Annotated in this window: 24 protein-coding genes and 1 riboswitch; of the genes, 12 read left to right on the forward strand and 12 right to left on the reverse strand. The window is 61.1% G+C overall.

The window, feature by feature from the left end:
* Window positions 1-269: 269 nt before the first annotated feature.
* A complete protein-coding gene (locus RWJ89_RS11345) occupies window positions 270-986 on the reverse strand; it encodes an HAD family hydrolase (RefSeq protein ID WP_316030921.1) in 717 nt (238 codons plus the stop codon).
* A 225-nt stretch (window positions 987-1,211) separates the two neighbouring features.
* Here RWJ89_RS11345 and rpiA point away from each other — a divergent pair, with 225 nt between their 5' ends.
* From rpiA to RWJ89_RS11360, 3 genes are all read left to right on the forward strand, one after another.
* Window positions 1,212-1,910 (forward strand): ribose-5-phosphate isomerase RpiA, encoded by a 699-nt coding sequence (gene rpiA, locus RWJ89_RS11350; RefSeq protein ID WP_131642410.1) that lies wholly within the window; start codon window positions 1,212-1,214, stop codon window positions 1,908-1,910.
* A gap of 15 nt (window positions 1,911-1,925) precedes the next feature.
* Window positions 1,926-2,489: a DUF2059 domain-containing protein gene (locus tag RWJ89_RS11355; protein WP_168284403.1), complete on the forward strand. Its 564-nt coding sequence runs from the start codon at window positions 1,926-1,928 to the stop codon at window positions 2,487-2,489.
* 97 nt (window positions 2,490-2,586) lie between these two features.
* The gene (locus tag RWJ89_RS11360; protein WP_168284402.1) at window positions 2,587-2,871 is read left to right on the forward strand and encodes an acylphosphatase; all 285 of its coding nucleotides are present in this window, start codon (window positions 2,587-2,589) and stop codon (window positions 2,869-2,871) included.
* 57 nt (window positions 2,872-2,928) lie between these two features.
* On the opposite strand, the gene RWJ89_RS11365 is transcribed toward RWJ89_RS11360, so the two are convergent.
* Window positions 2,929-3,141, reverse strand: coding sequence for a hypothetical protein (locus tag RWJ89_RS11365; RefSeq protein WP_168269751.1), 213 nt, complete (start codon window positions 3,139-3,141; stop codon window positions 2,929-2,931).
* 245 nt (window positions 3,142-3,386) lie between these two features.
* Here RWJ89_RS11365 and gor point away from each other — a divergent pair, with 245 nt between their 5' ends.
* Window positions 3,387-4,772 carry a glutathione-disulfide reductase gene (gene gor, locus RWJ89_RS11370; RefSeq protein ID WP_168284401.1) on the forward strand — a complete coding sequence of 462 codons (1,386 nt, stop codon included), beginning with the start codon at window positions 3,387-3,389 and terminating at the stop codon, window positions 4,770-4,772.
* A 121-nt stretch (window positions 4,773-4,893) separates the two neighbouring features.
* On the opposite strand, the gene RWJ89_RS11375 is transcribed toward gor, so the two are convergent.
* Window positions 4,894-6,177, reverse strand: a complete 1,284-nt coding sequence (locus tag RWJ89_RS11375; protein ID WP_168284400.1) for a pilus assembly protein TadG-related protein — start codon at window positions 6,175-6,177, stop codon at window positions 4,894-4,896.
* 220 nt (window positions 6,178-6,397) lie between these two features.
* Here RWJ89_RS11375 and RWJ89_RS11380 point away from each other — a divergent pair, with 220 nt between their 5' ends.
* Window positions 6,398-7,771: a class II 3-deoxy-7-phosphoheptulonate synthase gene (locus RWJ89_RS11380; RefSeq protein WP_003540243.1), complete on the forward strand. Its 1,374-nt coding sequence runs from the start codon at window positions 6,398-6,400 to the stop codon at window positions 7,769-7,771.
* A 226-nt stretch (window positions 7,772-7,997) separates the two neighbouring features.
* Here RWJ89_RS11380 and RWJ89_RS11385 read toward each other — a convergent pair whose 3' ends face one another.
* Window positions 7,998-9,836: an ABC transporter ATP-binding protein gene (locus RWJ89_RS11385; protein ID WP_316030922.1), complete on the reverse strand. Its 1,839-nt coding sequence runs from the start codon at window positions 9,834-9,836 to the stop codon at window positions 7,998-8,000.
* Window positions 9,790-10,140: a hypothetical protein gene (locus RWJ89_RS11390; RefSeq protein ID WP_168284387.1), complete on the reverse strand. Its 351-nt coding sequence runs from the start codon at window positions 10,138-10,140 to the stop codon at window positions 9,790-9,792. Before RWJ89_RS11390 ends, RWJ89_RS11385 begins: the two co-directional genes overlap by 47 nt.
* Between RWJ89_RS11390 and RWJ89_RS11395 the strand changes: the two genes are divergently transcribed.
* Window positions 10,126-10,524, forward strand: coding sequence for a GFA family protein (locus tag RWJ89_RS11395; protein ID WP_168284398.1), 399 nt, complete (start codon window positions 10,126-10,128; stop codon window positions 10,522-10,524). The two genes, RWJ89_RS11390 and RWJ89_RS11395, sit on opposite strands and share 15 nt — an antisense overlap.
* Here the strand turns inward: RWJ89_RS11395 and RWJ89_RS11400 are convergent.
* On the reverse strand, window positions 10,521-11,051 hold the full coding sequence (locus RWJ89_RS11400) for a DUF1003 domain-containing protein (protein ID WP_077978325.1): 531 nt from the start codon (window positions 11,049-11,051) through the stop codon (window positions 10,521-10,523). The genes RWJ89_RS11395 and RWJ89_RS11400 overlap by 4 nt on opposite strands.
* A 189-nt stretch (window positions 11,052-11,240) precedes the next feature.
* Here RWJ89_RS11400 and RWJ89_RS11405 point away from each other — a divergent pair, with 189 nt between their 5' ends.
* The 3 genes from RWJ89_RS11405 to RWJ89_RS11415 all read left to right on the forward strand — a co-directional run bounded on the left by RWJ89_RS11405 (window position 11,241) and on the right by RWJ89_RS11415 (window position 15,330).
* Window positions 11,241-12,920 (forward strand): NAD+ synthase, encoded by a 1,680-nt coding sequence (locus tag RWJ89_RS11405; protein WP_222019836.1) that lies wholly within the window; start codon window positions 11,241-11,243, stop codon window positions 12,918-12,920.
* A 129-nt stretch (window positions 12,921-13,049) separates the two neighbouring features.
* Entirely contained in the window at window positions 13,050-13,880 is an 831-nt protein-coding gene (locus RWJ89_RS11410; protein WP_077978323.1) for a TolB family protein, read from the forward strand.
* Window positions 13,881-14,766: 886 nt separating this feature from the next.
* Complete coding sequence (locus tag RWJ89_RS11415) at window positions 14,767-15,330, forward strand: hypothetical protein (RefSeq protein ID WP_077978322.1); 564 nt, start codon at window positions 14,767-14,769, stop codon at window positions 15,328-15,330.
* Between the two features lie 8 nt (window positions 15,331-15,338).
* Here RWJ89_RS11415 and RWJ89_RS11420 read toward each other — a convergent pair whose 3' ends face one another.
* The 4 genes from RWJ89_RS11420 to RWJ89_RS11435 all read right to left on the reverse strand — a co-directional run bounded on the left by RWJ89_RS11420 (window position 15,339) and on the right by RWJ89_RS11435 (window position 19,885).
* Window positions 15,339-15,836, reverse strand: coding sequence for a hypothetical protein (locus RWJ89_RS11420; RefSeq protein WP_132609195.1), 498 nt, complete (start codon window positions 15,834-15,836; stop codon window positions 15,339-15,341).
* A gap of 84 nt (window positions 15,837-15,920) precedes the next feature.
* Complete coding sequence (locus tag RWJ89_RS11425; protein ID WP_316028590.1) at window positions 15,921-16,988, reverse strand: 3-deoxy-7-phosphoheptulonate synthase; 1,068 nt, start codon at window positions 16,986-16,988, stop codon at window positions 15,921-15,923.
* A 382-nt stretch (window positions 16,989-17,370) separates the two neighbouring features.
* Window positions 17,371-17,952 carry a hypothetical protein gene (locus tag RWJ89_RS11430; protein ID WP_131665037.1) on the reverse strand — a complete coding sequence of 194 codons (582 nt, stop codon included), beginning with the start codon at window positions 17,950-17,952 and terminating at the stop codon, window positions 17,371-17,373.
* A 58-nt stretch (window positions 17,953-18,010) separates the two neighbouring features.
* Window positions 18,011-19,885 carry a methyl-accepting chemotaxis protein gene (locus tag RWJ89_RS11435; RefSeq protein WP_316030923.1) on the reverse strand — a complete coding sequence of 625 codons (1,875 nt, stop codon included), beginning with the start codon at window positions 19,883-19,885 and terminating at the stop codon, window positions 18,011-18,013.
* A gap of 366 nt (window positions 19,886-20,251) precedes the next feature.
* Window positions 20,252-20,436: riboswitch (cobalamin riboswitch) on the forward strand.
* A 42-nt stretch (window positions 20,437-20,478) separates the two neighbouring features.
* Between RWJ89_RS11435 and bluB the strand changes: the two genes are divergently transcribed.
* Window positions 20,479-21,165 carry a 5,6-dimethylbenzimidazole synthase gene (gene bluB / locus RWJ89_RS11440; protein WP_168284393.1) on the forward strand — a complete coding sequence of 229 codons (687 nt, stop codon included), beginning with the start codon at window positions 20,479-20,481 and terminating at the stop codon, window positions 21,163-21,165.
* A gap of 196 nt (window positions 21,166-21,361) precedes the next feature.
* Window positions 21,362-22,108 (forward strand): SDR family NAD(P)-dependent oxidoreductase, encoded by a 747-nt coding sequence (locus RWJ89_RS11445; RefSeq protein ID WP_168284392.1) that lies wholly within the window; start codon window positions 21,362-21,364, stop codon window positions 22,106-22,108.
* Window positions 22,109-22,225: 117 nt separating this feature from the next.
* Here RWJ89_RS11445 and RWJ89_RS11450 read toward each other — a convergent pair whose 3' ends face one another.
* Window positions 22,226-23,323 carry a DUF2865 domain-containing protein gene (locus RWJ89_RS11450; RefSeq protein WP_221943610.1) on the reverse strand — a complete coding sequence of 366 codons (1,098 nt, stop codon included), beginning with the start codon at window positions 23,321-23,323 and terminating at the stop codon, window positions 22,226-22,228.
* Between the two features lie 249 nt (window positions 23,324-23,572).
* Here RWJ89_RS11450 and RWJ89_RS11455 point away from each other — a divergent pair, with 249 nt between their 5' ends.
* Window positions 23,573-24,106: a ribonuclease H family protein gene (locus RWJ89_RS11455; RefSeq protein WP_168284390.1), complete on the forward strand. Its 534-nt coding sequence runs from the start codon at window positions 23,573-23,575 to the stop codon at window positions 24,104-24,106.
* A gap of 64 nt (window positions 24,107-24,170) precedes the next feature.
* On the opposite strand, the gene RWJ89_RS11460 is transcribed toward RWJ89_RS11455, so the two are convergent.
* On the reverse strand, window positions 24,171-26,483 hold the full coding sequence (locus tag RWJ89_RS11460) for an NADP-dependent malic enzyme (RefSeq protein ID WP_168284389.1): 2,313 nt from the start codon (window positions 26,481-26,483) through the stop codon (window positions 24,171-24,173).
* Between the last annotated feature and the right edge of the window lie 300 nt (window positions 26,484-26,783).

Genomic DNA, 26,783 nt, shown 5'->3' on the forward strand with positions numbered 1-26,783 from the left:
TGTTTTTTACCGCGCGCACGGAATGGAACAAGGTGGAGAGGGCTTGCCGCGTGGTACCCCCCTCTGCCCTGCCGGGCATCTCCCCCACAAGGGGGGAGATCGGCAAGCGGCACGACCTTCCGGCCCATGCTTCGCTTTGCCGGTTGCGACGATGACTGTTTGGGGAAGCCATTGCGCCCAGCCAATCTCCCCACCTGTGGGGGAGATGCCCGGCAGGGCAGAGGGGGGTGTCACACCGATCGCCAGCAGAAAGAGGGAACGGCTCCGTCTCAGACGGCAACCTTCTCCGCATATTCCCGCAACAGCGTTTCCACCAACTCCGGTGTCAACTCGTCGAAATGGGTGATGATAACATCCGGATCGAGGCTTGAAACCGGCACGTCGGAATAACCGAAAGGCACTGCGATCGACGGTACGCCGGCGTTTCTCGCCACAGCGATGTCGTTGACGCTGTCGCCGATCATCACCGTGCGGGTGATGTCGCCGCCGGCGCGTTCGACGGTGCCGGTGAGGTGGCGGGCGTCGGGCTTGCGGAATTCGAAGCTGTCGCCGCCGGTGATGGCGTCGAAATATCGGGTGAGATCGAGCTTGTCGAGCAGGCCGAGCGCGAGGCTTTCCATCTTGTTGGTGCAGACGGCGAGGCGGTAACCCTGAGATTTCAGCCGGTCCATCGCTGCGACCAGACCGGGATAGGGTTCGGTCCGACCGGGCATGTTGCCGGCATAATGGGCGACGAAACGCTCGACCAGCGGCGGCAAGGCGTCGCTTTCGAGCGGATGGCCGCGCAGCCGGCAGGCGCGCTCGATCATCACGCGCGCGCCCTGGCCGACGAGATGGGTGAGGTCGTCGTAGCTGACCGGTTCGAGGTCAAGGGCCGCGATCGTATGGTTCAGGCTCTCGACCAGGTCCACGTGGGTATCGAGAAGGGTGCCGTCGAGATCGAAGACGACAAGCGCCGGGCGAGCGGGAACAGGGGTCAAGGGCATGTCTCTTTGAGCGATGGTCGTCTTGAGGAGCGATGGATCGTCCCTGAGGAGCGATGGATCGTCCTGAGGTAGGCGATCGTGCGGCGGAAAGCAACGTCCGGCGATGGTCGGGAAGGCTGCAGGCCTCTGTTTCGGCTTTTCATTTTCCGTGATGATTTTGACTTTCGTTTGCCAGGCGAGCCGTGTAAACAGCACATCCAACGCAATATCAGGAGCTGGCGGCGCATGGATGCCCGCGAAATGAAGATCAAGGCCGCCGAGGCCGCACTCGCCCATGTTGAAAGCGGGATGCGCCTCGGGATCGGCACCGGCAGCACGGCGGAAGAATTCGTTCGCCTGCTGGCGGAGAAGGTCGCGGGCGGCTTCAGGGTCGAAGGCGTTCCGACGTCCGAACGAACCGCGCGGCTCTGTGTCGAACTCGGCGTGCCGCTGAAGTCGCTCGACGAACTGCCCGCACTCGACCTGACGATCGATGGCGCCGACGAGGTCGATCAGGCGCTCAGGCTGATCAAGGGCGGCGGCGGCGCGCTGTTGCGCGAAAAAATCGTCGCGGCCGCCTCCGAGCGAATGATCGTCATTGCCGACGAGAGCAAGTTGGTGGAAACGCTCGGCACCTTCGCGCTGCCGATCGAGGTCAATCCATTCGGGCTCGTTTCGACGCGGATCGCGATCGAAAAGGTCGCAGCCCGGCTCGGTCTTTCCGGTGAACTCGATCTGCGCCAGTCGGGTGATGGAGAGTTTACCACGGATGGCGGCCATCACATCATCGATGCATCTTTTGGCCGCATTCCTGATGCAGAGGCGCTTTCGAGCGAGCTGAATTCCATACCCGGCGTCGTTGAACACGGGCTCTTTATCAATATGGCGGCACTTGCGATCATTGCCGGTCCTGCGGGTGCGCGCACGCTGCAGGCAAACAGATAACAGGAGCATATACTCATGATGAACATTGCAGGTCTTGGCCGTCTCGCCGCTACGACCGTCGTTCTTTCCGGGCTTGCCTTCGGCTCCGCCGTCAAGGCGCAGGAAGTCTCCGAGGAGCAGCTGAAGGCGTCTCGCGCGGCGATCAACGCCATCGGCGCCACCGCCCAGTTCGACAACATCCTGCCCGGTCTCGCCGAACGTCTGAAGGCCGGCCTGATCCAGGATTCGCCAAACTACCAGGACATCATTTCGTCGACTGTCGACGCGCAGGCGCTGGCGCTGGCGCCGCGCCGCGGCGATCTGGAGAAGGAGGCGGCACTCACCTATGCCAAGACCTTCACCGTCGACGAGCTGAAGGCGATCGCCGACTTCTATAATTCCGACGTCGGCAAGAAGCTGCTGCGCGATGGCCCGGTCGCCTCGCGCGAGACGGCGAAGGCTGCCGACATCTGGGCGCAGGGCATTTCCCGCGATCTGGAAAAGCAGAGCAACGCCGAGCTTTCCAAGGTCATCAAGGCGCCGCCACCGGCAACCGACAGCCCGACCGCTCCGGCGCCGGCACCGGCTGCCCAGCAGTAAGGCCTGCCCCCTCAAATTTGCGAAAGCCCGGCATCGTCCGGGCTTTTTTGATATGATGCGGCAAATGCCGTTGGCGAGGCTTCAGGTGACTGCAGACATGTCCGATCATGATAAGGCCGTCCGAGTGCGGATATCCGGCAAGGTCCAGGGTGTCGGTTTTCGCATATGGACGCGCGACGAGGCGGTGCGGCTCGGTTTGACGGGCTGGGTTCGCAATGAAGAGGACGGGGCGGTCGTCGCAGTGATCGCAGGACCCGACACCGCCGTCACGACAATGATCGAGCGTTTCAGGCGCGGGCCTTTGGGGGCGTCGGTTTCGGGCGTCGAGACGGAAACGGCCCAGCTTGAGAAGAAACCGTCGAATTTCCGCATTGCCCGCTGACAGCAGCAATGGCTAGACAGATTCAATTGCCAACGCATATGCGCCGCAACTCAGCCCCTACGGGTTCGGGTTCTTTGCAAGTTGCCACACACCCTCCTCATCCGGCTCCACGCGCTTGTTGCCGCGATAGAAGATCGGCAGTCTCGTCTTCTTGTCGATCGAAAAGCGGCTCGGCGTGTATTTTTCATGCTCGTGGCCCTGAATGGCGAGGCCGAGTGCTTCCTTGAATTTGCCAGCCTTGCACAGGTTGGTGAAGAGAGTTTGATCCATCTTTTGCTCCGCCATTCGTTTCCATCCCACGGATTGCTGCCAGCCTCGGCCGACCGGGTCAACCGTAAACGGTGACTGGTCAACCGAAGACGGTAACTGGTCAACCGCACTGGTGACCGGGGTCAGCCGTTTACAATGAAGATTCGGCGATGGGAACCGGATGACGCGGGAGCGGGCTTTTGTTTTCATGACAATCGCCCCTATATCAGGAACATCCTTCCTGCGATTCCCTTCTGGAGCTCCCCATGTCTTCCTACGACTACGACCTCTTCGTCATCGGCGGCGGTTCCGGAGGCGTGCGCGGCGCCCGTGTCGCCGCATCGCTCGGCAAGAAGGTGGCGATCGCCGAGGAATACCGCTACGGCGGCACCTGCGTCATCCGCGGCTGCGTGCCGAAGAAGCTCTTCGTTTATGCCTCGCAGTTCCACGAGCATTTCGAGGATGCGGCAGGTTTCGGGTGGACGGTCGGCGAAAGCAGCTTCGACTGGAAGAAGCTGGTGGCGGCGAAGGATGTCGAAATCGCCCGGCTTGAAGGTCTCTACAAGAAGGGGCTCGCCGGCGCCAATGCCGAGATCCTGGAAACGCGCGCAGAGCTCGTCGATGCTCATACGGTCCGGCTGCTGAAGAGCGGACAGACGGTGACGGCAAAGACGATCGTCATCGCTACCGGCGGACGCCCGAACCCGCATGCGGCCCTTCCCGGTCACGAGTTCTGCATCTCCTCCAACGAGGCCTTTCATCTGGAAGAGCTGCCGAAATCGATCGTGATATCAGGCGGCGGCTATATCGCCGTCGAATTCGCCAATATTTTCCATGGCCTCGGCGTCGAGACGACGCTGATCTATCGCGGCGCCGAGATCCTGTCGCGCTTCGACGAGGACCTGAGACGCGGGCTGCACGAGGCGATGGTCGCCAAGGGTATCCGCATCCTCTGCCACGACACGCTGCAGAAGGTTTCGAAGGGCGAGGGCGGGCTCATTCTGGAGACGCTGAACAACGGCACGCTGCAAGCCGGCGTGGTCATGCTGGCGCTTGGGCGCGATCCGAACACGCAAGGCCTCGGCCTCGAGGCGGCCGGCGTCGCCGTCGACGAGCGCGGCGCCGTTATCGTCGACGAATATTCCCGCACCAATGTCGAAAACATCTACGCGCTCGGCGATGTCACCAATCGGGTACAGCTGACGCCGGTGGCGATCCACGAGGCGATGTGTTTCATCGAGACCGAGTACAAGAACAATCCGACCCGGCCGGACTACGAGCTGATCCCGACCGCCGTCTTCTCGCAGCCTGAGATCGGCACTGTCGGCCTTTCGGAAGAGGAGGCGGGCAAGCGTTATTCCGAACTCGAGGTCTACCGCGCCCAGTTCCGGCCGCTGAAGGCCACGCTTTCCGGCCGCGCCGAGCGGATGATCATGAAGCTGATCGTCGATGCGGCGAGCCGCAAGGTGGTGGGCGCCCATATTCTCGGCCACGATGCCGGCGAGATGGCGCAGCTGCTCGGCATCACGCTGAAGGCCGGCTGCACCAAGGACGATTTCGACAGGACAATGGCGCTGCACCCGACGGCCGCCGAAGAGCTCGTCACCATGTATGCGCCGAGCTATCGGATCTGCGACGGCAAGCGGCTTTGAGCCGTGACGGGCTTTTGCTCTGCATGTCGTTGACCCGGAACCGCTGCACAAAGGACGCTCTAACTTTTTGAACGACGCATCGTGCTTTCCGAAGATCGATCTCGATTTTCAGGCCGATGCGCTAGCTGGTGATGCGCGGCGAGCGGATGACCTTGAGGAAAAGCGCCTTCATCGCACCAGCGATACCTTCGGTCGGCGACACCTCGAAATAGAAGCCGGGCGAGGCGCATGCCTGCATCTTCGTTGGGATCTCGCTCTGGAAGGGACTGATCCATTTGTTGTACCAATCGTTGCTCGGCAGCGGCAGGTAGGTGGTGTAGAGCACGGCAATCTTGACGCCGCGATCCTTCAGCGGCTTGCAGAAAGAGATGTCGATCGGTTCCTGACAGCGGCCGCCGGTCGTCTTCTTGGTGCATGAGGACGGCTTGTAGCTATCGCCGACGCCATCGGAAACGAAGAACAGGATCTTTTCGGGACTGATATTCGACGTGCCGTCGCCAGCCGGATCAATGATGGTATTCATCTGCGTCAGGGCGCTATCGAAGCTCGTGAGCTGGTCCTGGTTGTAGTTCTGGTAGGGAATGGTCATCAGGTCGACGGTGTCGGTGTAATTCTTGACCTTCGTCAGGTCGGAGGTGAGGCTGGAGATCGTCGTCAACTTGGCATCCTCGGCCTTGGTGCCGAAAGTATAGACGCCCATGCGGAACTGGTCGCTGCTGACGCGTTCGGTCTTGGCCGTATCGGTCAGCGCCTGGGTTGCCTGGCGCACCACGTCGATGCGCATGGCGACGCCGAGGCTCTTGGCGATGGTGTAATTGTTGGTGCTCTGATCCATCTGATGGCAGGCGAAGGCGCAGCCTGTTTTGGCCTGCAGCTTGGAAACATCGGTCGCGGTTGCGCCGACGCCCATGGAAGGCGTGTTGTCGAGTAGGATGTAGAAATCCATGAAGGCGGCGGTTTGATATTCGGCCGTCGCCGCACCCGAGATCGTGATCGAGTCCCGGCCGAGGATGCGCATGAAGGTGGTGGGCACGGTCGCGCTGAAGGAAACCTGCGAATTCAACTTATTGGCGGTCTTGGTGACATCGATGCCAAGGTCGATATGAACGTCGGTCAGCTCCCCGGACATTTGAGACATGAAAATATTGCGGGCGTCGTCCTTGCCGAGCGAGATCGTGCCGTTGCCGCTCATGGTCATGGCGGCTGCGACGGCGCCGGATTTCTCCGCGATCGAACCGACGGCAGCGGCATCGGCAGCGGCGTAAAGCTGTGTCCTCAGGCTGAGCGCGTGGGCGAAATCCACCGCCATGCCGGCCGCACCGAAGAGCGGCACTACCAGCAGTGCCGTCATGATACCGAAATTGCCCGAGCGGTCCGATATGAAACCGGGCGGAAGGATTGCCATGCCATGTCCCCGAAGTTGAAACTCTCTCCGGTTCTACATTGAAAGTCTAAAATATGGGAAAATCGACATGGTATATGCAGGTTTAACTAGAGAGCGGCGAGCGGCGGCGGCGAGGCGACAAGCAGTCGCCGAATGGTCTTTGCAAGCTGGGTCTAAAGGTCTATAAGCCGCCGCATATTGAGGGCATCCTGAGGTATGGATGTGAGAACAGGTGAGTGAGATGGCAGACAATTGGACCCCGAGCAGCTGGCGGCAAAAACCGATCCTGCAGGTTCCCGAATATCCCGACGCAGCCGCTTTGGCGGCAACGGAAGCCACGCTTGCCAGCTATCCGCCGCTTGTCTTTGCAGGCGAGGCGCGGCGCCTGAAGAAGCATCTCGCCAATGTCGCCGAAGGCAACGGCTTCTTGCTGCAGGGTGGCGACTGTGCCGAGAGCTTCGCCGAGCACGGCGCCGACAATATCCGCGACTTCTTCCGCGCCTTCCTGCAGATGGCTGTGGTGCTGACCTTCGGCGCGCAGCTGCCGGTCGTCAAGGTCGGCCGTATTGCCGGCCAGTTCGCCAAGCCGCGTTCGTCGAATGTCGAGAAGCAGGGCGACGTGACGCTGCCGGCCTATCGCGGCGACATCATCAACGGCATCGAGTTCACCGAGGAGTCGCGCATTCCGAACCCGGAGCGCCAGGCCATGGCTTATCGCCAGTCGGCCGCGACGCTGAACCTGCTGCGCGCCTTTGCGATGGGCGGCTACGCCAACCTCGAAAACGTGCACCAGTGGATGCTCGGCTTCGTCAAGGACAGCCCGCAGGGCGAGCGCTACCGCAAGCTTGCCGACCGCATCAGCGAAACCATGGATTTCATGAAGGCGATCGGCATTACCTCGGAAAACCAGCCGGCGCTCCGCGAAACCGATTTCTTCACCAGCCATGAGGCGCTGCTGCTCGGTTACGAAGAGGCGCTGACCCGCGTCGATTCCACCTCGGGCGACTGGTATGCAACGTCGGGCCACATGATCTGGATCGGCGACCGCACGCGCCAGGCCGACCATGCGCATGTCGAATATTGCCGCGGCATCAAGAACCCGATCGGCTTGAAATGCGGCCCGTCGCTGCAGGCCGACGACCTGCTGCAACTGATCGACATCCTGAATCCTGCCAACGAGGCCGGACGCCTGACGCTGATCTGCCGCTTCGGTCACGAGAAGGTCGCCGACAGCCTGCCGAAGCTCATTCGCGCCGTCGAGCGCGAGGGCCGCAAGGTCGTCTGGTCCTGCGATCCGATGCACGGCAACACGATCACGCTCAACAACTACAAGACCCGTCCCTTCGAGCGGATCCTGTCGGAAGTCGAAAGCTTCTTCCAGATCCACCGCGCCGAAGGCTCGCATCCGGGAGGCATCCATATCGAGATGACCGGCAAGGACGTGACCGAGTGCACCGGCGGCGCCCGCGCGGTCTCCGCAGAAGACCTGCAGGACCGCTATCACACCCATTGCGATCCGCGCCTCAACGCCGACCAGGCGCTTGAGCTCGCCTTCCTGCTTGCCGAGCGCATGAAGGGCGGCCGCGACGAAAAGCGGATGGTCGCCAACGGCTGAGATCAGCCCCGAAACAGATGATGAATAGCCCGGTTCGCCGGGCTTTTTATTGACAGGCCTCGCTCTTTGCTCGACGTCATCCTCGGCCTTGTTGTGCCGAGGATCTGCTGCGCCGGCTGCAGATGCTCGGGACAAGCCCGAGCATGACGAAAGAGGAGTTGACCGACTTGTTAGCAGCCCGGCGAACCGCCGGGCTTTTGTTATCCTCTGCACCCGTACCAGACGCTCAGATGCTGGCCTGGATGCTGTGCAAATTGGCGTAGACACCGTCTTGCGCCGTGAGTTCGTCATGAGTGCCCTGTTCGACGATGCCATCAGCCGTCAGGACCAGGATGCGGTCGGCATGGCGGACGGTCGACAGACGATGGGCGATGACCAGGGTGGTTCGGCCGTTTGCCAGGCTGAGCAGCGCTTGCTGCACTGCCCGTTCGCTCTCGTTGTCGAGCGCGCTAGTTGCTTCGTCGAAGATCAGGATCTCAGGATTCTTGAGGAAGGCGCGGGCGATGGTGATGCGCTGGCGCTGGCCGCCCGAAAGCTTGACGCCGCGTTGGCCGATATCGGTGTCATATCCATGGGGCAGGGCGATGATGAAGTCGTGCGCATTGGCGGCGCGCGCGGCCGCTTCCAGCTCGGCATCGCTGGCGTCGGGCCGGCCGTAGCGCAGGTTTTCCGCCACCGTGCCGGCGAAGAGGTAGACATCCTGCTGCACCACTCCGACATGGCGGCGGAGCGAAGCCAGCGTCACGTCGCGGATATCGGTGCCATCGATACGGATCGCGCCAGCCTCGACATCGTAGAAGCGCGGTATCAGCGAGCAAAGCGTGCTCTTGCCGACCCCCGAGGGGCCGACCAGGGCGACGAACTCCCCGGGAGCGATGGTGAGCGACAGCTGCTCGAGCACCCGCGGACCATCGGCCTCGTAGCCGAAGGCGACGTTGGAAAAACTGATCTCGCCCCTTGGTGCCGGCATCGGCCGCGCGGCCGGCCGATCGGTGATATCGGGGGCGATCTCCAGGATCTCCATGGCCCTGACGAAGCCGGTATAACCCTCCTGCCAGAGGCGCACGAAATTCGCCAGCCGCTGCACCGGATCGACCAGCACGGCGACGCAGAGCAGGAAGGTCAGCATATCAGGCACGGTCAGTTCCGCCGCCAGGATGCGCAGGCCGCCGACGATGATCACCAATATGGTAACCAGCTGGGCGAAGGTTTCGGTGCCGACCGAAAACCAGGCTTCGCTGCGGTAGCCCTCGGCGCGGCTTTGCAGGAAGCGTCGGTTCTGCTCGGCGAAGCGTTCCCTCTCCAGCGCCTCGTTGGCAAAGGACTGGACGACGCGGATGCCCGCAAGAGCGTCCTCGACGCGCTCGTTGACGGCGGCGATCTGCCGTTTGCTGGCTTCGAGCGCGCGGTTCATGCGCCGGTTGAAATAGAGCGCATAGGCGACCGCCGCCGGCGTGAGCAGCAGGATGAGAGCCGCCAATGGCGGATCGATGAAGAACAATACCAGCATGGCGCCGCCGTATTTGAGTACGGCGATGGAAAGATCCTCGGGGCCATGATGAAAGAGCTCGCCCAGCCACAGGCTGTCGTTGGTGATGCGGCTCATCAGCTGGCCGGTGCGCTGGCGGTCGTAGAAGCTGAACGAGAGCTTCTGGCAGTGCTCGAAGAGTTCCTGCCGCACCGTCGCTTCGATGCGGGCGCCCATCACGTGGCCGCGATAATCGACAAAGAAGATGGCGACGATCTGGACGGCCAGAACGGCCAGCATGACGCCGCCCATTGCAAGGATTTGGGCGAAGGCCTGCGGCGCATCGGGGAGAGCCAGAAGCCGGCTCGTGACGATGTTGGCGCAGAGCGGCAAGGCGACCGCCGTGCCGGCGACGAGGATGGCGCACAGCAGATCCGCCAGCAGCAAAGGCAGATGCGGGCGATAGTAGGAGAGGAATTTGCGCATACGCGACCAGCGCCGCTCACTGTCGGCGGAAGTCGGATGATCGCGGAGGAGGTTTACGAAGGAGTTATGGCGTCGCGAGTTTTTCCTCGCGCGGGAGAAGCGAATGTTCATGAAGCTGAATGTCCTTGTGGAGGATGTTTCCTTTCTGTTTGGACAGGTTCGCTCTCATGTCAGTCTCCTGAGGTTGATTTGAGCCGCCAGTATCGCCGACAAGCGCCGCCGATTCAATGCTGGGATGAGATGAGGTTGGCGGCTGTTGTCGTTGCGCAACAGATACTCCAACCGACCGTCCATGCATAAGGCCGGTGATTTCAAGATTTCTGATGATTTCGTTGAACGGAATGGATTTGACGCCGGCGGCGATCGGCGGCAACGTTCGGTCATAAACGGGAGAGCGATCATGACCGAACGGCATACAGGCGGCTGCCTTTGCGGCGCCGTGCGATTTTCAACGATGGTGAAGCCAGGACCTGTTGTCGGCTGCCATTGCTCGCAGTGCCGCCGGCAGACGGGGTTTTATTACGCCGCGGCCAACGTGGCCCGCGAGGCTCTTTCGGTTGATGGCAGCGAGGCAGTCCACTGGTACCGGTCAAGCGAAGAGGCACAGCGCGGCTTCTGCTCGAATTGCGGCTCCGCGCTGTTCTGGCAGGCGGACGGATCGGCAGAGGTTTCGGTCATGGCCGGCGCCTTCGACACGCCGAGCGGCCTTGCCTTCGGCCATCATATCTACTGCGCCGACAAGGGCGACTTCTATGAGATATCCGATGGCCTGCCGCAATACGCCGTAAATCCGGTTTAGCCTTTGGCGGCAAGTTCGGCGCTGAGGCGGGCCACGTCCTCGCGTAGCGCCGTCAGCTCGGTCAGCACGCTCATATCGATCTTCTGGTGCAGGGAGAGCACCTCAAGCTCGGCCTTGAGATTGACCTCATAATCCTTGGCGGCCTCGAAGCGGTCGCGCTCTGCCTGCCGGTTCTGGGACATCATGATGATCGGCGCCTGGATGGCGGCGATCATCGACAGGATCAGATTCAGAAAAATGAAGGGGTATGGGTCGAAGGGATGCGCCACCAGACCGATAGTGTTCATCAGTGTCCAGACGGCGAGAAAGGCGAGGAAGGCGAGTATGAACGACCAGGAGCCGCCGACGCGGGCGATGCCATCGGCGATACGCTCGCCGAAGGATGACTCGGCGGATAAGGCGGCATTGACGTCGGTCGAGATGACCTTGCGTTGGTGCGCTTTCGCCAGCACGCGCTTTTCGACGTCGCCGAGTTCGTCGGCCGGTTTGTCGAAATGATGGTGCACGAAGTCCGAAAGATTAGACATTGCCTGTTTCCGATGCCAGTTATCTCAGTCGCTTTGCGGGGCCAGTATTCCGTTCCGCCGGTAAATTGCAATGCGTATCGGCGCCGCGCGGCGCCATGCGCAATCGTTCATAAAAATTTCGTCACCGCCAGGCGCCGCTTTTGGCGCCAACATGTTGCGGTCGCGAAAGGTGCAGGCTAAATAAATGACATGACACAGGAAAACGCCCTTTCTGATATTTTCCGCATCGCCATCGGCCAGCTCAACCCGACGGTCGGCGATGTCGCCGGCAATCTCGCCAAGGCGCGCGAGGCGCGCATTGACGCGGGCCGGGAGGGCGCGCATCTGCTCGTCCTGACCGAGCTTTTCATCTCCGGCTATCCGCCCGAAGATCTGGTGCTGAAGCCCGCCTTCATCCGCGCCTGCTGGAAGGCGGTAGAGACTCTCGCGGCCGATACCGCCGATGGCGGGCCGGGCGTCATCATCGGCTTTCCCCGGCAGGACGAGACCGGGCGCTACAATTCGGTCGCCGTGCTCGACGCCGGCAAGGTGATCGCGGTGCGCGACAAGATCGACCTGCCGAATTACGGCGAGTTCGACGAGAAGCGCGTCTTCGACCAGGGCGCTATGCCGGGGCCGGTGAATTTCCGCGGCGTGCGCATCGGCATTCCGATCTGCGAGGATATCTGGGGCGATCTCGGCGTCTGCGAGACGCTGGCCGAAAGCGGGGCCGAAATCTTGCTGTCGCCGAACGGTTCGCCCTATTATCGCGGCAAGGTCGATATCCGCCATCAGGTGGTGCTGAAACAGGTGATTGAAACCGGCCTGCCGCTGATCTATGCCGCCCAGCTCGGCGGCCAGGACGAACTCGTCTTCGACGGCGCGAGCTTCGGCTTCAATGCCGACAAGTCGCTCGCCTTCCAGATGAGCCAGTTCGAAACGGCGCTGGCTGTGACGACATGGAAGCGCGGCGACAGCGGCTGGCACTGCGCCGAAGGACCCCTGGCGCATATTCCAGAGCGCGAGGAAGCCGATTACCGCGCCTGCCTGCTCGGCTTCCGCGATTACGTCAACAAGAACGGTTTCAAAACTGTGGTGCTCGGCCTTTCCGGCGGCATCGATTCTGCGATCTGCGCGGCAATCGCTGTCGATGCGCTCGGCGAGGAGCGGGTGCGCACCGTCATGCTGCCCTATCGATACACGTCCGAGGATTCGCTGAAGGATGCGGCCGATTGCGCCAAGGCGCTCGGCTGCCGCTACGACATCGTGCCGATCGAGCAGCCGGTGACGGGTTTCAGCAGCGCCCTCGCCAGCCTTTTCGAAGGCACGGACAGCGGCATCACCGAGGAGAACCTGCAGAGCCGGGCGCGCGGCGTCATCCTGATGGCGATCTCCAACAAGTTCGGTTCGATGGTGGTGACGACGGGCAACAAGTCGGAGATGTCGGTCGGCTACGCCACGCTTTACGGCGACATGAACGGTGGCTTCAACCCGATCAAGGACCTCTACAAGATGCAGGTCTATGCGCTTTCCCGCTGGCGTAACGAAAACGTGCCGCCGGATGCGCTGGGGCCCTCCGGCGAGATAATCCCGCAGAATATCATCGACAAGGCGCCTTCGGCTGAGCTTCGTCCCGATCAGAAGGACCAGGATTCGCTGCCGCCCTATCCCGTGCTCGACGATATTCTCGAATGCCTTGTCGAGAAGGAGATGGCGGTCGAGGAGATCGTCGCGCGCGGCCACGATGTCGCGACCGTTCACCGGGTCGAGCATCTGCTCTATCTCGCCGAATACAAGCGCCGGCAATCGGCGCCCGGCGTGAAGATCACCAAAAAGAATTTCGGCCGAGACCGGCGTTATCCGATCACCAACCGTTTCCGGGATCGCTGACGCAATCGAGATCGCTAACGCAATCGAGATCGCTAACGCAATCGAGATCGCTGACGGCAGCAATTCAAAGCGTTACGGCGTCCTGCGTCTGGAAAGATGCGCGGCGTTGTAGGATTTTCGGGAGGAAACATGCGCAGTTCGGTTGAGATCTACAATGTCAGGACGGGCAGGGCCCGCGAGGTCTGGCAGACGGACAGGCTGGTGGAGGCGCCGAATTTCTCGCCGGATGGTTCCTACCTGCTCTTGAACGGCGACGGGCTGCTTTACCGGTTGCCGCTCGATGGCGGCGAGGTGGTCAAGGTCGATACCGGCTTTGCCGTCAACTGCAACAATGACCACGGCATTTCGCCCGATGGCACCGAGATCGTCATTTCCGACAAGACCGAATTCGGCAAGTCGGCGATCTATATCCTGCCGATCGAAGGCGGCACGCCGCAGCTCGTCACCGAGAACCTGCCATCCTACTGGCATGGCTGGTCGCCGGACGGGCGCCAGCTCGCCTATTGCGGCATCCGCGACGACCTCTTCGATATCTACACCATCTCCGTCGACGGCGGCGCCGAGACGCGGCTGACGCATGGCGAGGGTCGCAACGACGGACCGGACTATTCCGCCGACGGCCAATGGATCTACTTTAATTCCAGCCGCACCGGGCTGATGCAGATCTGGCGCATCCATCCCGATGGCACCGGGCTCGAGCAGGTGACTTCGGACAATCAGGGCAATTGGTTCGCCCATCCGTCGCCCAACAACGACATGGTGCTGCTCCTATCCTACGACCCATCGGTGTTCGACCATCCGCGGGACCTCGACGTGCGGCTGCGGCTGATGGACATGGACGGCGGCAATCTGAAGACGCTGTTCGAGCTTTTCGGCGGGCAGGGCACGATCAACGTGCCCTGTTGGTCTCCTGACGGCGAGGAATTCGCCTATGTCAGGTATTTTCCGGTGAGATCTTGAGACGGGCGCACCGCCATTTTATGATGGGGTGGTGGGTATTTGATGATATCGAGAGACCCCTACTCGAACACTTTGCTTGGAACCGTTTCAGAAACGGGCTGTCTTTTAACGCCAGCGGCGGCCACCAGCCAGAACAGTCCACCAGCAGCAAAGCCGATACAGCTGTCACTGCGAGCGATTTGACGGTCTCTAGCAATCCCCACCATGTCATCATGCCGTTTTGGTAAGTGATGTGGTCACCAGCATAGGCCTCGTCAGCGCCGAAAAATGCAACTAGGCACATCCAGGTGAAGGTCGCAACAAAGGCTCCAACCATCGCGCAATTTGCAAGGGGCGGCCCTACACGCCGCCTGAGGTAGAATAGCAATGGGATCCCCAACACAGCAGTTGGCGGATACGCACCAATAACGCGCTCGGTCATATCCGGCGGGCCCACAGTGGGCTGTAAACAGCGTATGCGAAGGACGCGATTTAGGGAACTACGATCAACGCAATCGCTACTCTCCACCAAGGTGGAGATGGAAGAGTTTTTGCAGGCATGCGTCCCCTATCGAAAAAGTTTATTCGGCAGGATTGCACGTCACAGTGTGCGTAATAACGTCGCGCCCGGCCTCATCTTCGAATCGCTGATGCGCACGCTTGAGGGGGTGATTGGGGGCTCCCAAGGTTTGATTGCAGTTGCTGCCTCCAGTTCCGTGTAACTTGCCGAAGCGGACGGGTATTCTATTTCAAGATGAGCTGTGGCATTTATTCATCTTCCAAATTGTGGGGGAAATATTGTGACCTGAATATCAGTGCTATTCTGGCTGGTAACGACTGGTCGCCCACCGCTCCAACCCGCTCTTTTGGCATCCGCGAACATGAGGATGAACCTGGAGGTATAGACTTGCTGGCTGTCTTGAGATGCGCGTGGACGCTGCGTGGTTTCACGGTCGCCGGCTCCTTGGTGGCAACGGGTTTCACGCTCGCCGGATGTTCATATCTTTTTGTCCGTGGCGTCGAGGGAAGCTATCTCGCAACGGGTACTCCGGTGCTCGGAAAGGTGACTGCTAGGAACGAGAGTGAGGAGATGGGGGGGACGATTGAGATCGGCTCGGCCGAAAGGCAGCAATGCAAGGGTCGCTACAGCGTATCGCAGGTGAAGACGAATTTCTGGAAGCTGGAGACCGGCGAGCGAACCTACCGCGGGAAGATCTACTGTCTGGATGGTCGAGCAGGGGCGTTTGAACTCATATCGAAGGATAAGGGGAAAACCGGCTCGATTACCGGCGAAATCAATGGCGAGGCATTTCAACTCGATATGTTCGAATCGAAGAGCCGTGAGTGCATGACGCAAGAATGCAGATGGGGCTTGAAGTGGACTTACGAAAAAGAGCGCGACGACATGCGTACCTATTACAGGGTCTCGACTGAACACGAGCCCGATTCAATGCATCCATGGCTCTATTAAATCTACTCCTATTCCGCGTGCCGGTGATCCGGTCCCGAGCTCCGCCCATGATGGCGGGGCGGTGGGTTAGTAACCCCACGCTGCTTGGGGATCGGCGGCTTCGCGGATGATTGGACGAGAAATCTGATATTGGCCTTGGTTCCAACCAGCCCACCGGTACCATCAGCAGCGCCATAGTAATTGTTATAGCCGACCTGGCTGTCGGCAATTGCGGCGAACTTAGCGCCCATCGCGAGCGGCATTGCGGCCAGCGCCACGAATGCGACGACAGGCCCGAGCACCGGCGTAGTGGTGACGATGGATTGAGCACCGTTGATAGCCGTCTCCACAAGACGAAGGTATTTTCCGACCAAGCCGGCTCCGACGACAAATGACGTGCTCGCGAAAGATGCGCCTGTGTCGGCCCATCTGGTCGCTCCATCATCAGACACCTGCATTTGGCGGCTGTAGCTCGTTGGGATGAATGGGCATGAACTGGCGGTCACAGTCAACGGCAGCGTCGCCATCGGCGTACCCGTGAGATAACCGGGTTGCCCCCACCGCCCTGTAATGGGCGGCGGGTTTCTGCCCGCTGCTTTTAATGCTGACTATCAGGCTGCGACGGCTGCCTTGCGCCGGGCGCGGGCGGACTGCGCCAGGTCTTCCAGCGTCGCCACCGACATATCCCAGTCGATGCAGCCGTCGGTGATGGACTGGCCGTAAACCAGCGGCTTGCCGGAAACGAGGTCCTGGCGGCCGGCAACGAGGTTGCTTTCGATCATCATGCCCTTGATGTCGTTGTTGCCGGCGGCAATCTGCGCTGCCACGGATTTGACAACGAGCGGCTGGTTCATCGGGTTCTTGTCGCTGTTGGCGTGGCTGGCATCGATGAGGATGCGCGGGGCGACGCCGAGCCTGACGGCTTCGCCGGTCACCGCTTCGACGTCGGCAGCTTCATAGTTCGGCCGCTTGCCGCCGCGTAAGATTATGTGGCAGTCCTCATTGCCCCTCGTCGAGGCGATGGCCGCCTGGCCGTCCTTCGTTACTGCCGGGAAGTGATGCGGCTGCGAGGCGGCGAGGATGGCGTCGAGCGCGACACGCACGCCGCCGTCGGTGCCGTTTTTGAAGCCGATCGGGCAGGAGAGGCCGGAGGCGAGCTGGCGATGGATCTGGCTTTCGGTCGTGCGCGCGCCGATCGCGCCCCAGCTGACGAGGTCGGTGATGTACTGCGGCGTGATCGTGTCGAGGAATTCGACGCCGGCGGGAAGGCCCATCGCATTAATGTCGAGCAGCAGACGCCGGGCGATGCGCAAGCCTTCCTCAATGCGGTAGCTGCCGTCGAGATGCGGGTCGTTCATCAGACCCTTCCAGCCGACGGTGGTGCGGGGCTTTTCGAAATAGACGCGCATGACGATCTCGAGATCGCCGGCGAAGCGCTGCCGCTGTTCCGTGAGCCGAGCGGCATAGTCCCTGGCGGCAACGGGATCATGGATGGAGCAGGGGCCGATGACGACGATCAGGCGATCGTCCTCGCCCCGAAGAATCTGGTGGATCGCATCGCGATTGCTGGTCACGGTCTTGCTGACATCAGCATTGCGGGGAATTTCCGCGATGATCTCGGCGGGCTTGGTCAGGGGGGTAATTTCGACGATACGCAGATCGTCAATGGTATCAGACACGGTATGGCTCCTGTTTGGTCATACCGTGCGGAACAAAAAAGCCGCCAGGTAGACTAGCGGCTGTTCGGGTTGTCGTCGCGTCGAATTCAGTTACGCATGGACCCGCATCCGCTCAGAGCAGCGGTACCAATAAAATCGCGAGGCGTAGATTGATGTCATCGACATGGGGCGTGTGTAACGCCACGTCTGCGTGTTGTCACGTAGAATTTTCTGTCTGAAAATCGGGCGCCTTGCGGAAGGTACACCCAGGGAAGCCACAAAGCACGTCGCATTCGATCTCACTCATGCGACGTCTTGCAAGTCTTTGTTTATGCATATCGCCCGAACCGTGCATGCTCCGGGCGATATGCGTTTTCATTGCTTTCGAATGTCGTTCCCGAGCTCAGAGAGCGTCGACGTTCACACCGACGGTGATGGCGCCGATCGGCGTTCCCTTGTCGTCGGATATCGTCACACTTGCCTGCGACTGCAGCGTCTGGGTCGACTCATCCTTTTCGATCTCATCGACGAAGACGGCGTCCTTGCCGGCGCCGAAAGACTTCTGGAACTTGCCCTCGTCGCCCTGCCAGTAGTCGGATGTGGTGTCGCTTTGACCGACATTCAGCCCCTTTGCATCCATGACGAAGATTTCGGTGATCTTGCCGCCGGAAGCTTCCTTCTTTCCCTGAAGGAATTTCGACAGGGCGTTGTTAAGCACGCCGTCAATCATCGAGTGGTCGGAGCCATCGACTTCGGCACGCCACTTCTTGTCGAGGGCGTCGACATCGGCTGCGCTGAGATTGGCGTTGGCAGTGTTCTGCACTTTGACAGCCTCGATGATGGCGGGATCATTGAGCCAGGGCTTGACGTCGCTCGTCACGTAGTCGGAGATCGGGGCAAGCTTGGCATCCTGCGCCATGGATACGCCCATGGGTACGCCAAATGCGGTGCAGGCCAAAAGAAATGCGGGCACGATTTTCTTCATAAGTGTTTCCTTCCGATTATAGGTTGCTGAAGACTAAGGCTATCAAACGAGGATGATGTCAGAACTCCTCCCAGCCGCCGGGAGCAGCGGCAATGGCGGCATTTCCTGCATGCCGCTGGACGAGGGCTCTCGGCTCGGGACGAGATTGGCGGGCGACTTGAACGGGTCTGGGCTGGCTGGCCGCAGACGCGCCGACGACGAACCTGCCGGCCGAGTCCTGCAGAAGGCGTCCCTGCTGCAGTAGTTCCTGGCAGGCCGCGTTGGTTTCCTCGACCATTGCCGCGTTCTGCTGCGTCGCCTGATCCATCTGGTTGATCGCGCCGTTGATTTCCTGCAGGCCCGTCGCCTGTTCGCGATAGGACTGGACGATGGAAGCGATACTGTCGCTGATGCGGTTGATCTGCTCCTCGATCTTCAGCAGGGCGTCGCCGGTTTCGTTCACCAGCCCGACGCCCGCGGCAACCTCTTGACCGGATACATTGATCAGGTTCTTGATTTCCTTCGCTGCATTTGCCGACCGCTGGGCGAGTTCACGCACCTCCTGCGCAACAACCGCAAAACCCTTGCCGGCTTCGCCCGCGCGCGCCGCCTCGACGCCGGCATTCAGCGCCAGCAGGTTCGTCTGAAACGCGATTTCATCGATGACGCCGATGATGCGGCCGATCTGGCTGGACGAGGTCTGAATCCGGTCCATCGCTCCGATTGCATCGCGCACCACCGTTGCCGAGACATGAGCGCTCCGTTTGGTTTCCTCGACCAGCTTGCCGGTATTTTCGGCCCGCTGCGACGATGTTCTGACCGTGGTGGTCACCTCATCCAGTGCGGCGGCGGTCTGTTCCAGTGCTGCCGCCTGTTGCTCGGTCCGCTTGGCGAGTTGATCGGCGGAGGACGCCAGCTCGCTTGACCCACCTTCGACCGCCACCGAGGCCATCTTGATCTCTGTCAGCGCGGCAGCGACTGCTTCGACCATGTTGTTGAAATCCTGCCGCAATTTATCAAATTCGGGGCCGAGATCGGCCAGGTGGATCGAGAAATCGCCGGCGGCAAGCTTTTCCAATGAATTTGCAAGAGCGGTCATTACCAGCCGCTGGGTGTTGCTGGCCTCTTCGGTGAATAATGCGTTGCGCGCCCGTTCGGCATCGAGCGAAGCGGTCTGCTCGGCGGCGGCCTGCTCTCTTTCGACCTTCGCAATTGCCTCGTGGCGGAAGACTTCCAACGCGCGTGCCAGAAAGCCGATCTCGTCGCCGTTTTCCTTGTAGGTCACGGGAGAGGCCAGATCGCCTTTCTGCAATGCGCTAATTCGTTCGCTGATGATCCGGATGGGCCGGCCAACAAGGCTGCGCATGGCGAGAAGGAAGGCGATGACGGCCAAGGCGGTGATCACGGACTGCGTGAGCAGCGATATGAGAACCTTCTGCCTGACTTCAGCAGCGATTTTTTCGACGGACCAGTTGGTAACGATATAGCCGGTGGCCTTGCCTGATTTATCCAGCGGGAGCGGCGCGATGATCGTGACCACACCGGCGGATATTCCGCTGTCGTCGATCGTCGTTTTTTCCGGCTTGGCACTGAGGCTCTTCGCCAGATCGGCCGGTGCGGGCAAACCGTTGATGCCATCGCGTGTCCAGGCGTCTACGGCGGCAGGCTCCGCGTTGAATGCGGCAAACTGCACGAGATCGAGCGAAGGGTCGTCGCGGTAGAGCGAATAGGCTTCACGGACGGCATTCGCCTTGCCCCATTTGACGCCGCCGGCGGCCAGAGAGGCAAACTGCTCCACATCCTTGGACCAGTTGGCCTTGGCGCCATCGATCAATGCCCGGGTTTCGTACATCCACGTATAGGTGGCGAAAGCGGAAATGCCGCAGAGGTTGACGGCAACGATAATCGCCGCCAGCTTGGCGGTCAGAGGCATCGTTTTCAAAAAATGGAACATTCCGCGGCAGCCTAGAATTGCGGCTCAGTCGGAGATGTTCCCGACCGGCGTCTCAATACGGGCATCCACGCTGACGGTCACATCACGAGCCCTCATGCCCATGTCCGGATAGCAACCCAAAACGCGCAAACGCAGTGTGTATTTGATATGTGAATAAATCATAAAGTAGAATGGGATGCCGGAGCACACGCGGGTCATTTCGCTATTGCGCCCGCTGGAGATCTGCCTCGCCCCGCTGGGGAGAAGTGGTATGTCGCGCGTCCGTGTTCCCTACGCCCCGGCCGAAGAAAAGAGACAGATGGCACCGCTTGGCGTGCGGCTAGAATCAACCATCTGGTTCGCGGCTTGCCGCCGCGCCGGTTTGCTGAAATAGATGCGCCGTCAGGTGCCCGTCCAGGCGGGAGAATCGGGAATCCGGTGCAAGACCGGAACGTGCCCAACGCTGTAAGGCCGACGTTTGCCGCTTCATCACGCCACTGGCTTCTCGCCGGGAAGGCTGCGGCAGACGGATGACGCCCAGTCAGAAGACCGGCCTGGCAAGATAGACCGATCCGCGCGGACGGCGGGGCGGTTGCGTTGTTGGGGATTTGACGATGCGACCCTTTGATGAGGATGCCCTTTCGGCGGCGTCCGGTTTTTCCCTGGCCGAACGCGAGGCCGTCTATCACGCGATCATGACGCGGCGCGATGTTCGCAGCCAGTTTCGACCTGATCCTTTGCCTGACGATGTTGTGCAGCGGCTGCTGACGGCCGCTCACCACGCACCCTCCGTCGGCTTCATGCAGCCGTGGAATTTCATTCTGGTGAAAAGTGCCGCTGTGCGGGCGCGCGTCCGGGACGCCTTTGCGAGTGCCAACGAGGAGGCGGCGCAGATGTTTGCCGGCGAGCGGCAGCAGGCCTACCGCGCCCTCAAGCTCGAAGGCATCGTGGAGGCGCCGCTCGGCATATGCGTGACCTGCGATCCCACACGCAGCGGCAGCGTGGTGCTGGGGCGCACCCACAATCCGAGAATGGATTCATACTCGACCGTCTGCGCCATCCAGAATCTCTGGCTTGCGGCGCGGGCGGAAGGCGTCGGCATCGGTTGGGTCAGCATCTTCCGCGAAGGCGACCTGAAAACCATTCTCGGCATACCCTCTCATATCGAAGTAGTCGCCTGGCTCTGTGCCGGTTTCGTCGATCGGCTCTATGACGAGCCGGAACTCTCCGTCAAAGGCTGGCGGCAGCGGCTGCCGCTGGAGGATCTGGTCTTCCATGATGGATGGGGACTGAACATCTAGGGCAGTGCGGTGGAGCATGGCCTCAATCGCACAGTCACGACAGTCAAGGTGAGCAAACCGATGTCGGGTATCGCCGACGCCGGGCGAGGGCGAGGTATCTTTATTCCGGGCCTTTATATCGATACGCTGAAGGCGAATCCCGGCATTTCCGAGAGATACTCGGCTATCGGCGGCTCGATCGGAGGATAACGGCCCAATGAACATGATCGACTTGAAGGAACGCATCATCGTGATCACAGGCGGTGCGCGCGGCATCGGCTACGCTATCGCAGAGCGCGTCATCCAGTCTGGTGGCAAGGTGGCAATCTGGGACCTGAACGAAAACATGGCGAAGGACAGCGCTTCCGCTCTCGGCTCCGGCACCGTCGCTTTCGGCGTCAACGTTGCAGATTCCCAATCAGTCAAAAACGCGGCGGCGACTACCGAGGAGATTTTTGGCCGTATCGACGGCCTCGTCAATTCCGCCGGGATTACCGGTCCGGTTAAGCCCACGATTGAATACGATGTCATCGAGTGGAAAGATGTTGTCGATGTCTGCCTGACGGGAACCTTCAACTGCTGCCGCCACGTCGTTCCGGTCATGTTAAAGCGCGACTACGGGCGGATCGTGAACATCTCCTCGGTGGCGGGCAAGGAAGGAAATCCGAACATCGCTGCCTATAGCGCAGCGAAAGCCGGTGTGCTGGGCTTCACCAAGTCTCTTGGCAAGGAACTCGCAAAGACGGGGATCGCCGTGAACGCGGTAACGCCGACCACAGCAAAGACACCTATATTGGACGGGCTGACACCGGAATTTATCGAATATATGCGCGTGCGCATTCCGCGCGACCGTTTTGTTGAACTTCATGAGATCGCTTCGATGGTCGTCTGGCTGCTCTCCGAAGAGAACTCCTTCACCACCGCATCGACGTTCGACCTGAGCGGTGGTCGTACGACCTATTGACCATGCCCAAGCTGTCCGCATTCACATCCCGCCGCTCGTTCACGCGACATTGCCGTCATCTCATGCACCCCGGCATAACGCCGCCATGGCTCGGCCACCGCCGTTCCAGCTGTTCGATCACTGCTGCTGTTGCGGCTGCGGACCTGACGTTGCTGGGTTGGCGAGATCGATCGAGCCCTGATCTCCGGCCAGAAATTGCGGGCCGACCTGACGGACACGGTTTTGCGTCGGATCATAGGGGCGCTCGGGAACGGATGGTTGCGGCGCGGCGGTTGCGGGATTCTTCGCCGTGGGGTTGGTGCGGATGGTGGTGATCGAGCCCTGCTGCGGCGGTTCGCTCACCGCCTGCTTGCCGCGCATCTCCTCGTAATAGGCGGTGAGATTGCAGGCGCAAGAGGACTTTTCCCCGGGCGTACGGTTCTTGTAGGCAAAGGCGTTTTTCATGGCGCTGTAAGGCGTGCCCATTGCGACCGAGATCATGTTCGAGGCTTCGGTGCTCGTCACATCACGATAGAACAATTCGGTCTCGATGCCCGGGCACATCTTGGCGCAGGTCTGGGCGTCGCGGCCGAAATCAACCGACGTGGCGTTCGAGCTGATCGGGAAGAAGCCGCCGTCGCAGCTGCGCACGCACATGGTGCTGACTGGCGACAGCATGTCGGCCCGCGGCAGGCCGTAACGCGGATCAACCTCTTCACCGCCGCCGAGCGGGATGAAGGTATCGGTGCGCATCGCCTGTTCCTCGACACTCGGGGCGGGGTCGGCGGCGCTGCGCTCGTCGGGGGCATAGAAGTTTTCGCTGTTGCAGCCATTGCGGTCGAGGGCAGCCATCAGCTCGCGGCGGGGCTGGTCGTTGTCGCTGCCCCGGCCGAGCAATTCGCCACGGCGGTCCTGGAGATAGCGAATGTTGTCGATCATCCTGACTTCGGCCTGCGAGAGTTCGGCGCAGTAATCGGCATTCTCGCCGCCGATCACGACCATGCTGCCCGACGTGCAGTCATTGCTGCGCAGCTCATTGCGGACCTTTCGCAACTCGAGGTTCTGCTCGGCCATGGCGCTGGCATATTGGCGCGCTTCCGGGCCGTTGCCATTGCCGATCGATCGCGGCAAGTCGGCGAGGCGGCCGCGCAGGTCCTCACAGACAGCGCTGCTTTGCGCGGCGGCAGGCGCCGAAAAGGCAAGGAGAAGAGCAAGAGACAGGTTTCGGCGTTTCACGGCGTCGTCCCGGAATGAGCAAAGAATTGATCGGTCGATTGCGGCGTTGATCGCCGCCAGTTCTCTTAGGGTATTTCTCTTAATAAGCTGGGATAAATTCCTAGCGTATTTTCGCGATTTTATCCAGCGGACCGCTGGAGACCCAGTGTTTGATTATGAAGAGGCTACCGATTGTAATCAACGAGGCCAAGTGCTCCACTCCAATCTCCTGCGTCGCTTGGGGAACGTACTCATATCCGGACGTCGAAAATGACAGGTGTTGCCAATGAACTCAGCTCCCCCGCAACGACAGTCGGGCTGCCGGAAACCCAACACGGCTTCCACGTCTTCGTGGACGGTTGTTATGAACCCGGTTCCGGGCGCGGGGGATGGGCTTTTGTCGTTTATCGTGATGCGGCGGAAATTGCGTCCGGCTTCGGTGGCGCCGAAGATTCCGCCAATAATTCGATGGAATTGACCGCCGTGCTCAGGGCGGCAATCTGGATCAACAGCGAGGCAAACGGCGAGCCCGCGACCATCTGGTCCGATTCCGTCTACGCCATCAAAGGCTGCAACAGCTGGCGACATATCTGGAAGAACAACGGCTGGAAGAAAAGCAGCCCGAATGGGAATGCCCGAAGGCGAACGATCGCCAATGCGGAACTCTGGAAGGCGGTCGATCTTCAGCTATCCCAGAATGCGCTGATGACCATTGTCTGGTGCAAAGGCCATTCCGGCATTGCCGGCAACGAACGCGCGGATGCGCTCGCAGATAAAGGGCGCCTGTCGATACGGAGTGCCTGAGACGGCATCAGGACATGTGTCGGGACGACTTCAGGGTCTTTACGCTGTGTTGCGGACAACCAGCTCAAGCCGGTTGCGATGCCTCGACGACGGCGAGTGCCGCCATATTGACGACGCCGCGGGAGGTGACAGAGGGGGCGAGGATGTGGGCGGGCAGGGCGGTTCCGAGCAGGATCGGGCCGACATGCAGGCCGTCGGTCATCGACTTGACCACACCGAGGGTGATGTTGGCAGCATCGAGGTTCGGGAAGACCAGGAGGTTCGCCTCATCGTGCAGCGTCGTGTCCGGCATGACGCGCTTGCGCAGTGCTTCGGTGATGGCGCTTTCGCCGTGCATTTCACCGTCGACCTCAAGGTCGGGCGCGGCTTCGCGCACGAGCTGCAGGGCGTTGCGCATCTTCGTCGCGCTTTCGGACTCACGCGAACCGAAATTGGAATGCGAGACCAGGGCGGCGCGCGGGGTGAGGCCGAAACGGCGGATTTCCTCGGCCGCCAGCACTGTCGCCTCGGCGACCTCCTCGGCGGTCGGATTGAAGGTGACATAGGTGTCGGTGAAGAAGGTGGCGCCGCGCTGCGAAATCATCAGGCTGAGGGCTGAGAAATCGCGGACATCCTTGCGCTTGCCGATGATCAGGCGGACGTCGCGAAGATGCTTCTCGTAACGGCCTTCCAGGCCGCAAATCAGCGCGTCGGCCTCGCCGCGCCTCAGCGCCAGCGCGCCGATGACTGTCGTGTTGGTACGCACGATGGTGCGGGCAGCTTCCGGGATGACGCCGCGGCGGCCGACGAGGGAGAAATAGAGATCGACATATTCGCGGAAGCGCGGATCGTCTTCCGGATTGATGACTTCGAAATCCTGCAGCGGGCGGATGCGCAGGCCGTAGCGCTTCAGGCGCGTCTCGATGACTTGCGGGCGGCCGATCAGGATCGGTTCGGCAAGGCCTTCTTCGAGCAGCACCTGGGCGGCGCGCAGCACGCGCTCGTCCTCACCTTCGGAAAAGATGACGCGCTTGCGCTCGGCGGTCTTGGCGGCGGTAAAGATCGGCTTCATGACGAAGCCGGAGCGGAAGACGAAGCGGTTCAGCTGGTCGAGATAGGCGTCGAAATCCTGGATCGGACGGCGCGCCACGCCACTCTGTTCGGCGGCCTTGGCGACCGCAGGCGCGATGCGCAGGATCAGGCGCGGATCGAAGGGCGAGGGGATCAGGTAATCGGGGCCGAAGACCGGGGTCTCGCCGGAATAGGCGCGGGCGGCGACGTCGGACGGCTCTTCGCGGGCAAGGGCTGCAATGGCGCGCACGGCGGCCATCTTCATTTCCTCGTTGATCGTCTCGGCGCCGCAATCGAGCGCGCCGCGGAAGATATAGGGAAAGCAGAGGACGTTGTTGACCTGGTTGGCGAAATCCGAGCGACCGGTGCAGATCATTGCGTCGGGGCGGGCGGCACGGGCGAGATCCGGCATGATCTCCGGCGTTGGATTGGCAAGCGCCATGATCAGCGGCTTGTCGGCCATCTGCGCCAGCAGCTCGGGTTTCAGCACGCCGGCGGCCGAAAGGCCGAGGAAGACGTCGGCGCCGCCGATATTTTCGGCGAGCGTGCGCGTATCGCTCTTCTGGGCATAGATGGACTTCCATTCGTCCATCAGCTCGACCCGGCCCTCATAGACGAGGCCTTCGAGATCGTGGACCCAGATGTTTTCGCGTTTTGCCCCGAGAATGACAAGCAGGTTGAGGCAGGCAAGAGCGGCAGCACCGGCGCCGGAGGCGACGATCTTGATGTCGGCGATGTTCTTGCCGGCGAGTTCCAGCCCGTTCAGGATCGCGGCGGCGACGATGATTGCCGTGCCGTGCTGATCGTCGTGGAAGACGGGGATCTTCATCTTTTCGCGCAGGCGGCGCTCGACCTCGAAACATTCCGGCGCCTTAATGTCTTCAAGGTTGATGCCGCCGAAGGTCGGCTCCAGCGAGGCGATGGTCGAGACCATCTGGTCGACGGCTGCGGCATCGATCTCGATATCGAAGACGTCGATGCCGGCGAATTTCTTGAAGAGCACCGCCTTGCCCTCCATGACCGGTTTGGAGGCGAGAGGGCCGATATTGCCGAGGCCGAGCACGGCAGTGCCGTTGGAGATGACGGCGACCAGATTGGCGCGCGACGTATATTCGGCTGCCATTTCGGGGTTGTCGCGGATTGCAAGGCAAGGGGCGGCAACACCGGGCGAATAGGCGAGCGCCAGGTCGCGCTGGTTGCCGAGCGGCTTGGTCGCCTGGATCTCCAGCTTGCCGGGGCGGGGGTAGCGGTGGAAGAAGAGCGCCTGCTCGTCGAGATCGCCGCTCGTCAGGTTCTTTTCCGTCTTCGATTTTTCCAGGTGATCCATCGCCGCCTCCGTGCACGTCTTTTGAGCTCCCTCCATACATCAATCGGATACGGGCGACAGTATGGAAATGGGGGGTGGGCGAAGTTTTCGTGAGGTGATGGTGCGTCGTGGGCTACCCCCTCTGCCCTGCCGGGCTACCCCCCTCTGCCCTGCCGGGCTACCCCCCTCTGCCCTGCCGGGCATCTCCCCCACAAGGAGGGAGATCGGCAAGAGGTTGGATCATCCGTCCCTCTCGTCCGTATCGGAATAACCATGCGGTAGTTGTTTGGTGAGGCCGTCGCGTCCATCCAATCTCCCTCC

It is taken from the genome of Rhizobium sp. 10PS4 (assembly GCF_032464805.1).
In the GTDB taxonomy this organism is placed as follows: Bacteria; Pseudomonadota; Alphaproteobacteria; order Rhizobiales; family Rhizobiaceae; genus Rhizobium; species Rhizobium laguerreae.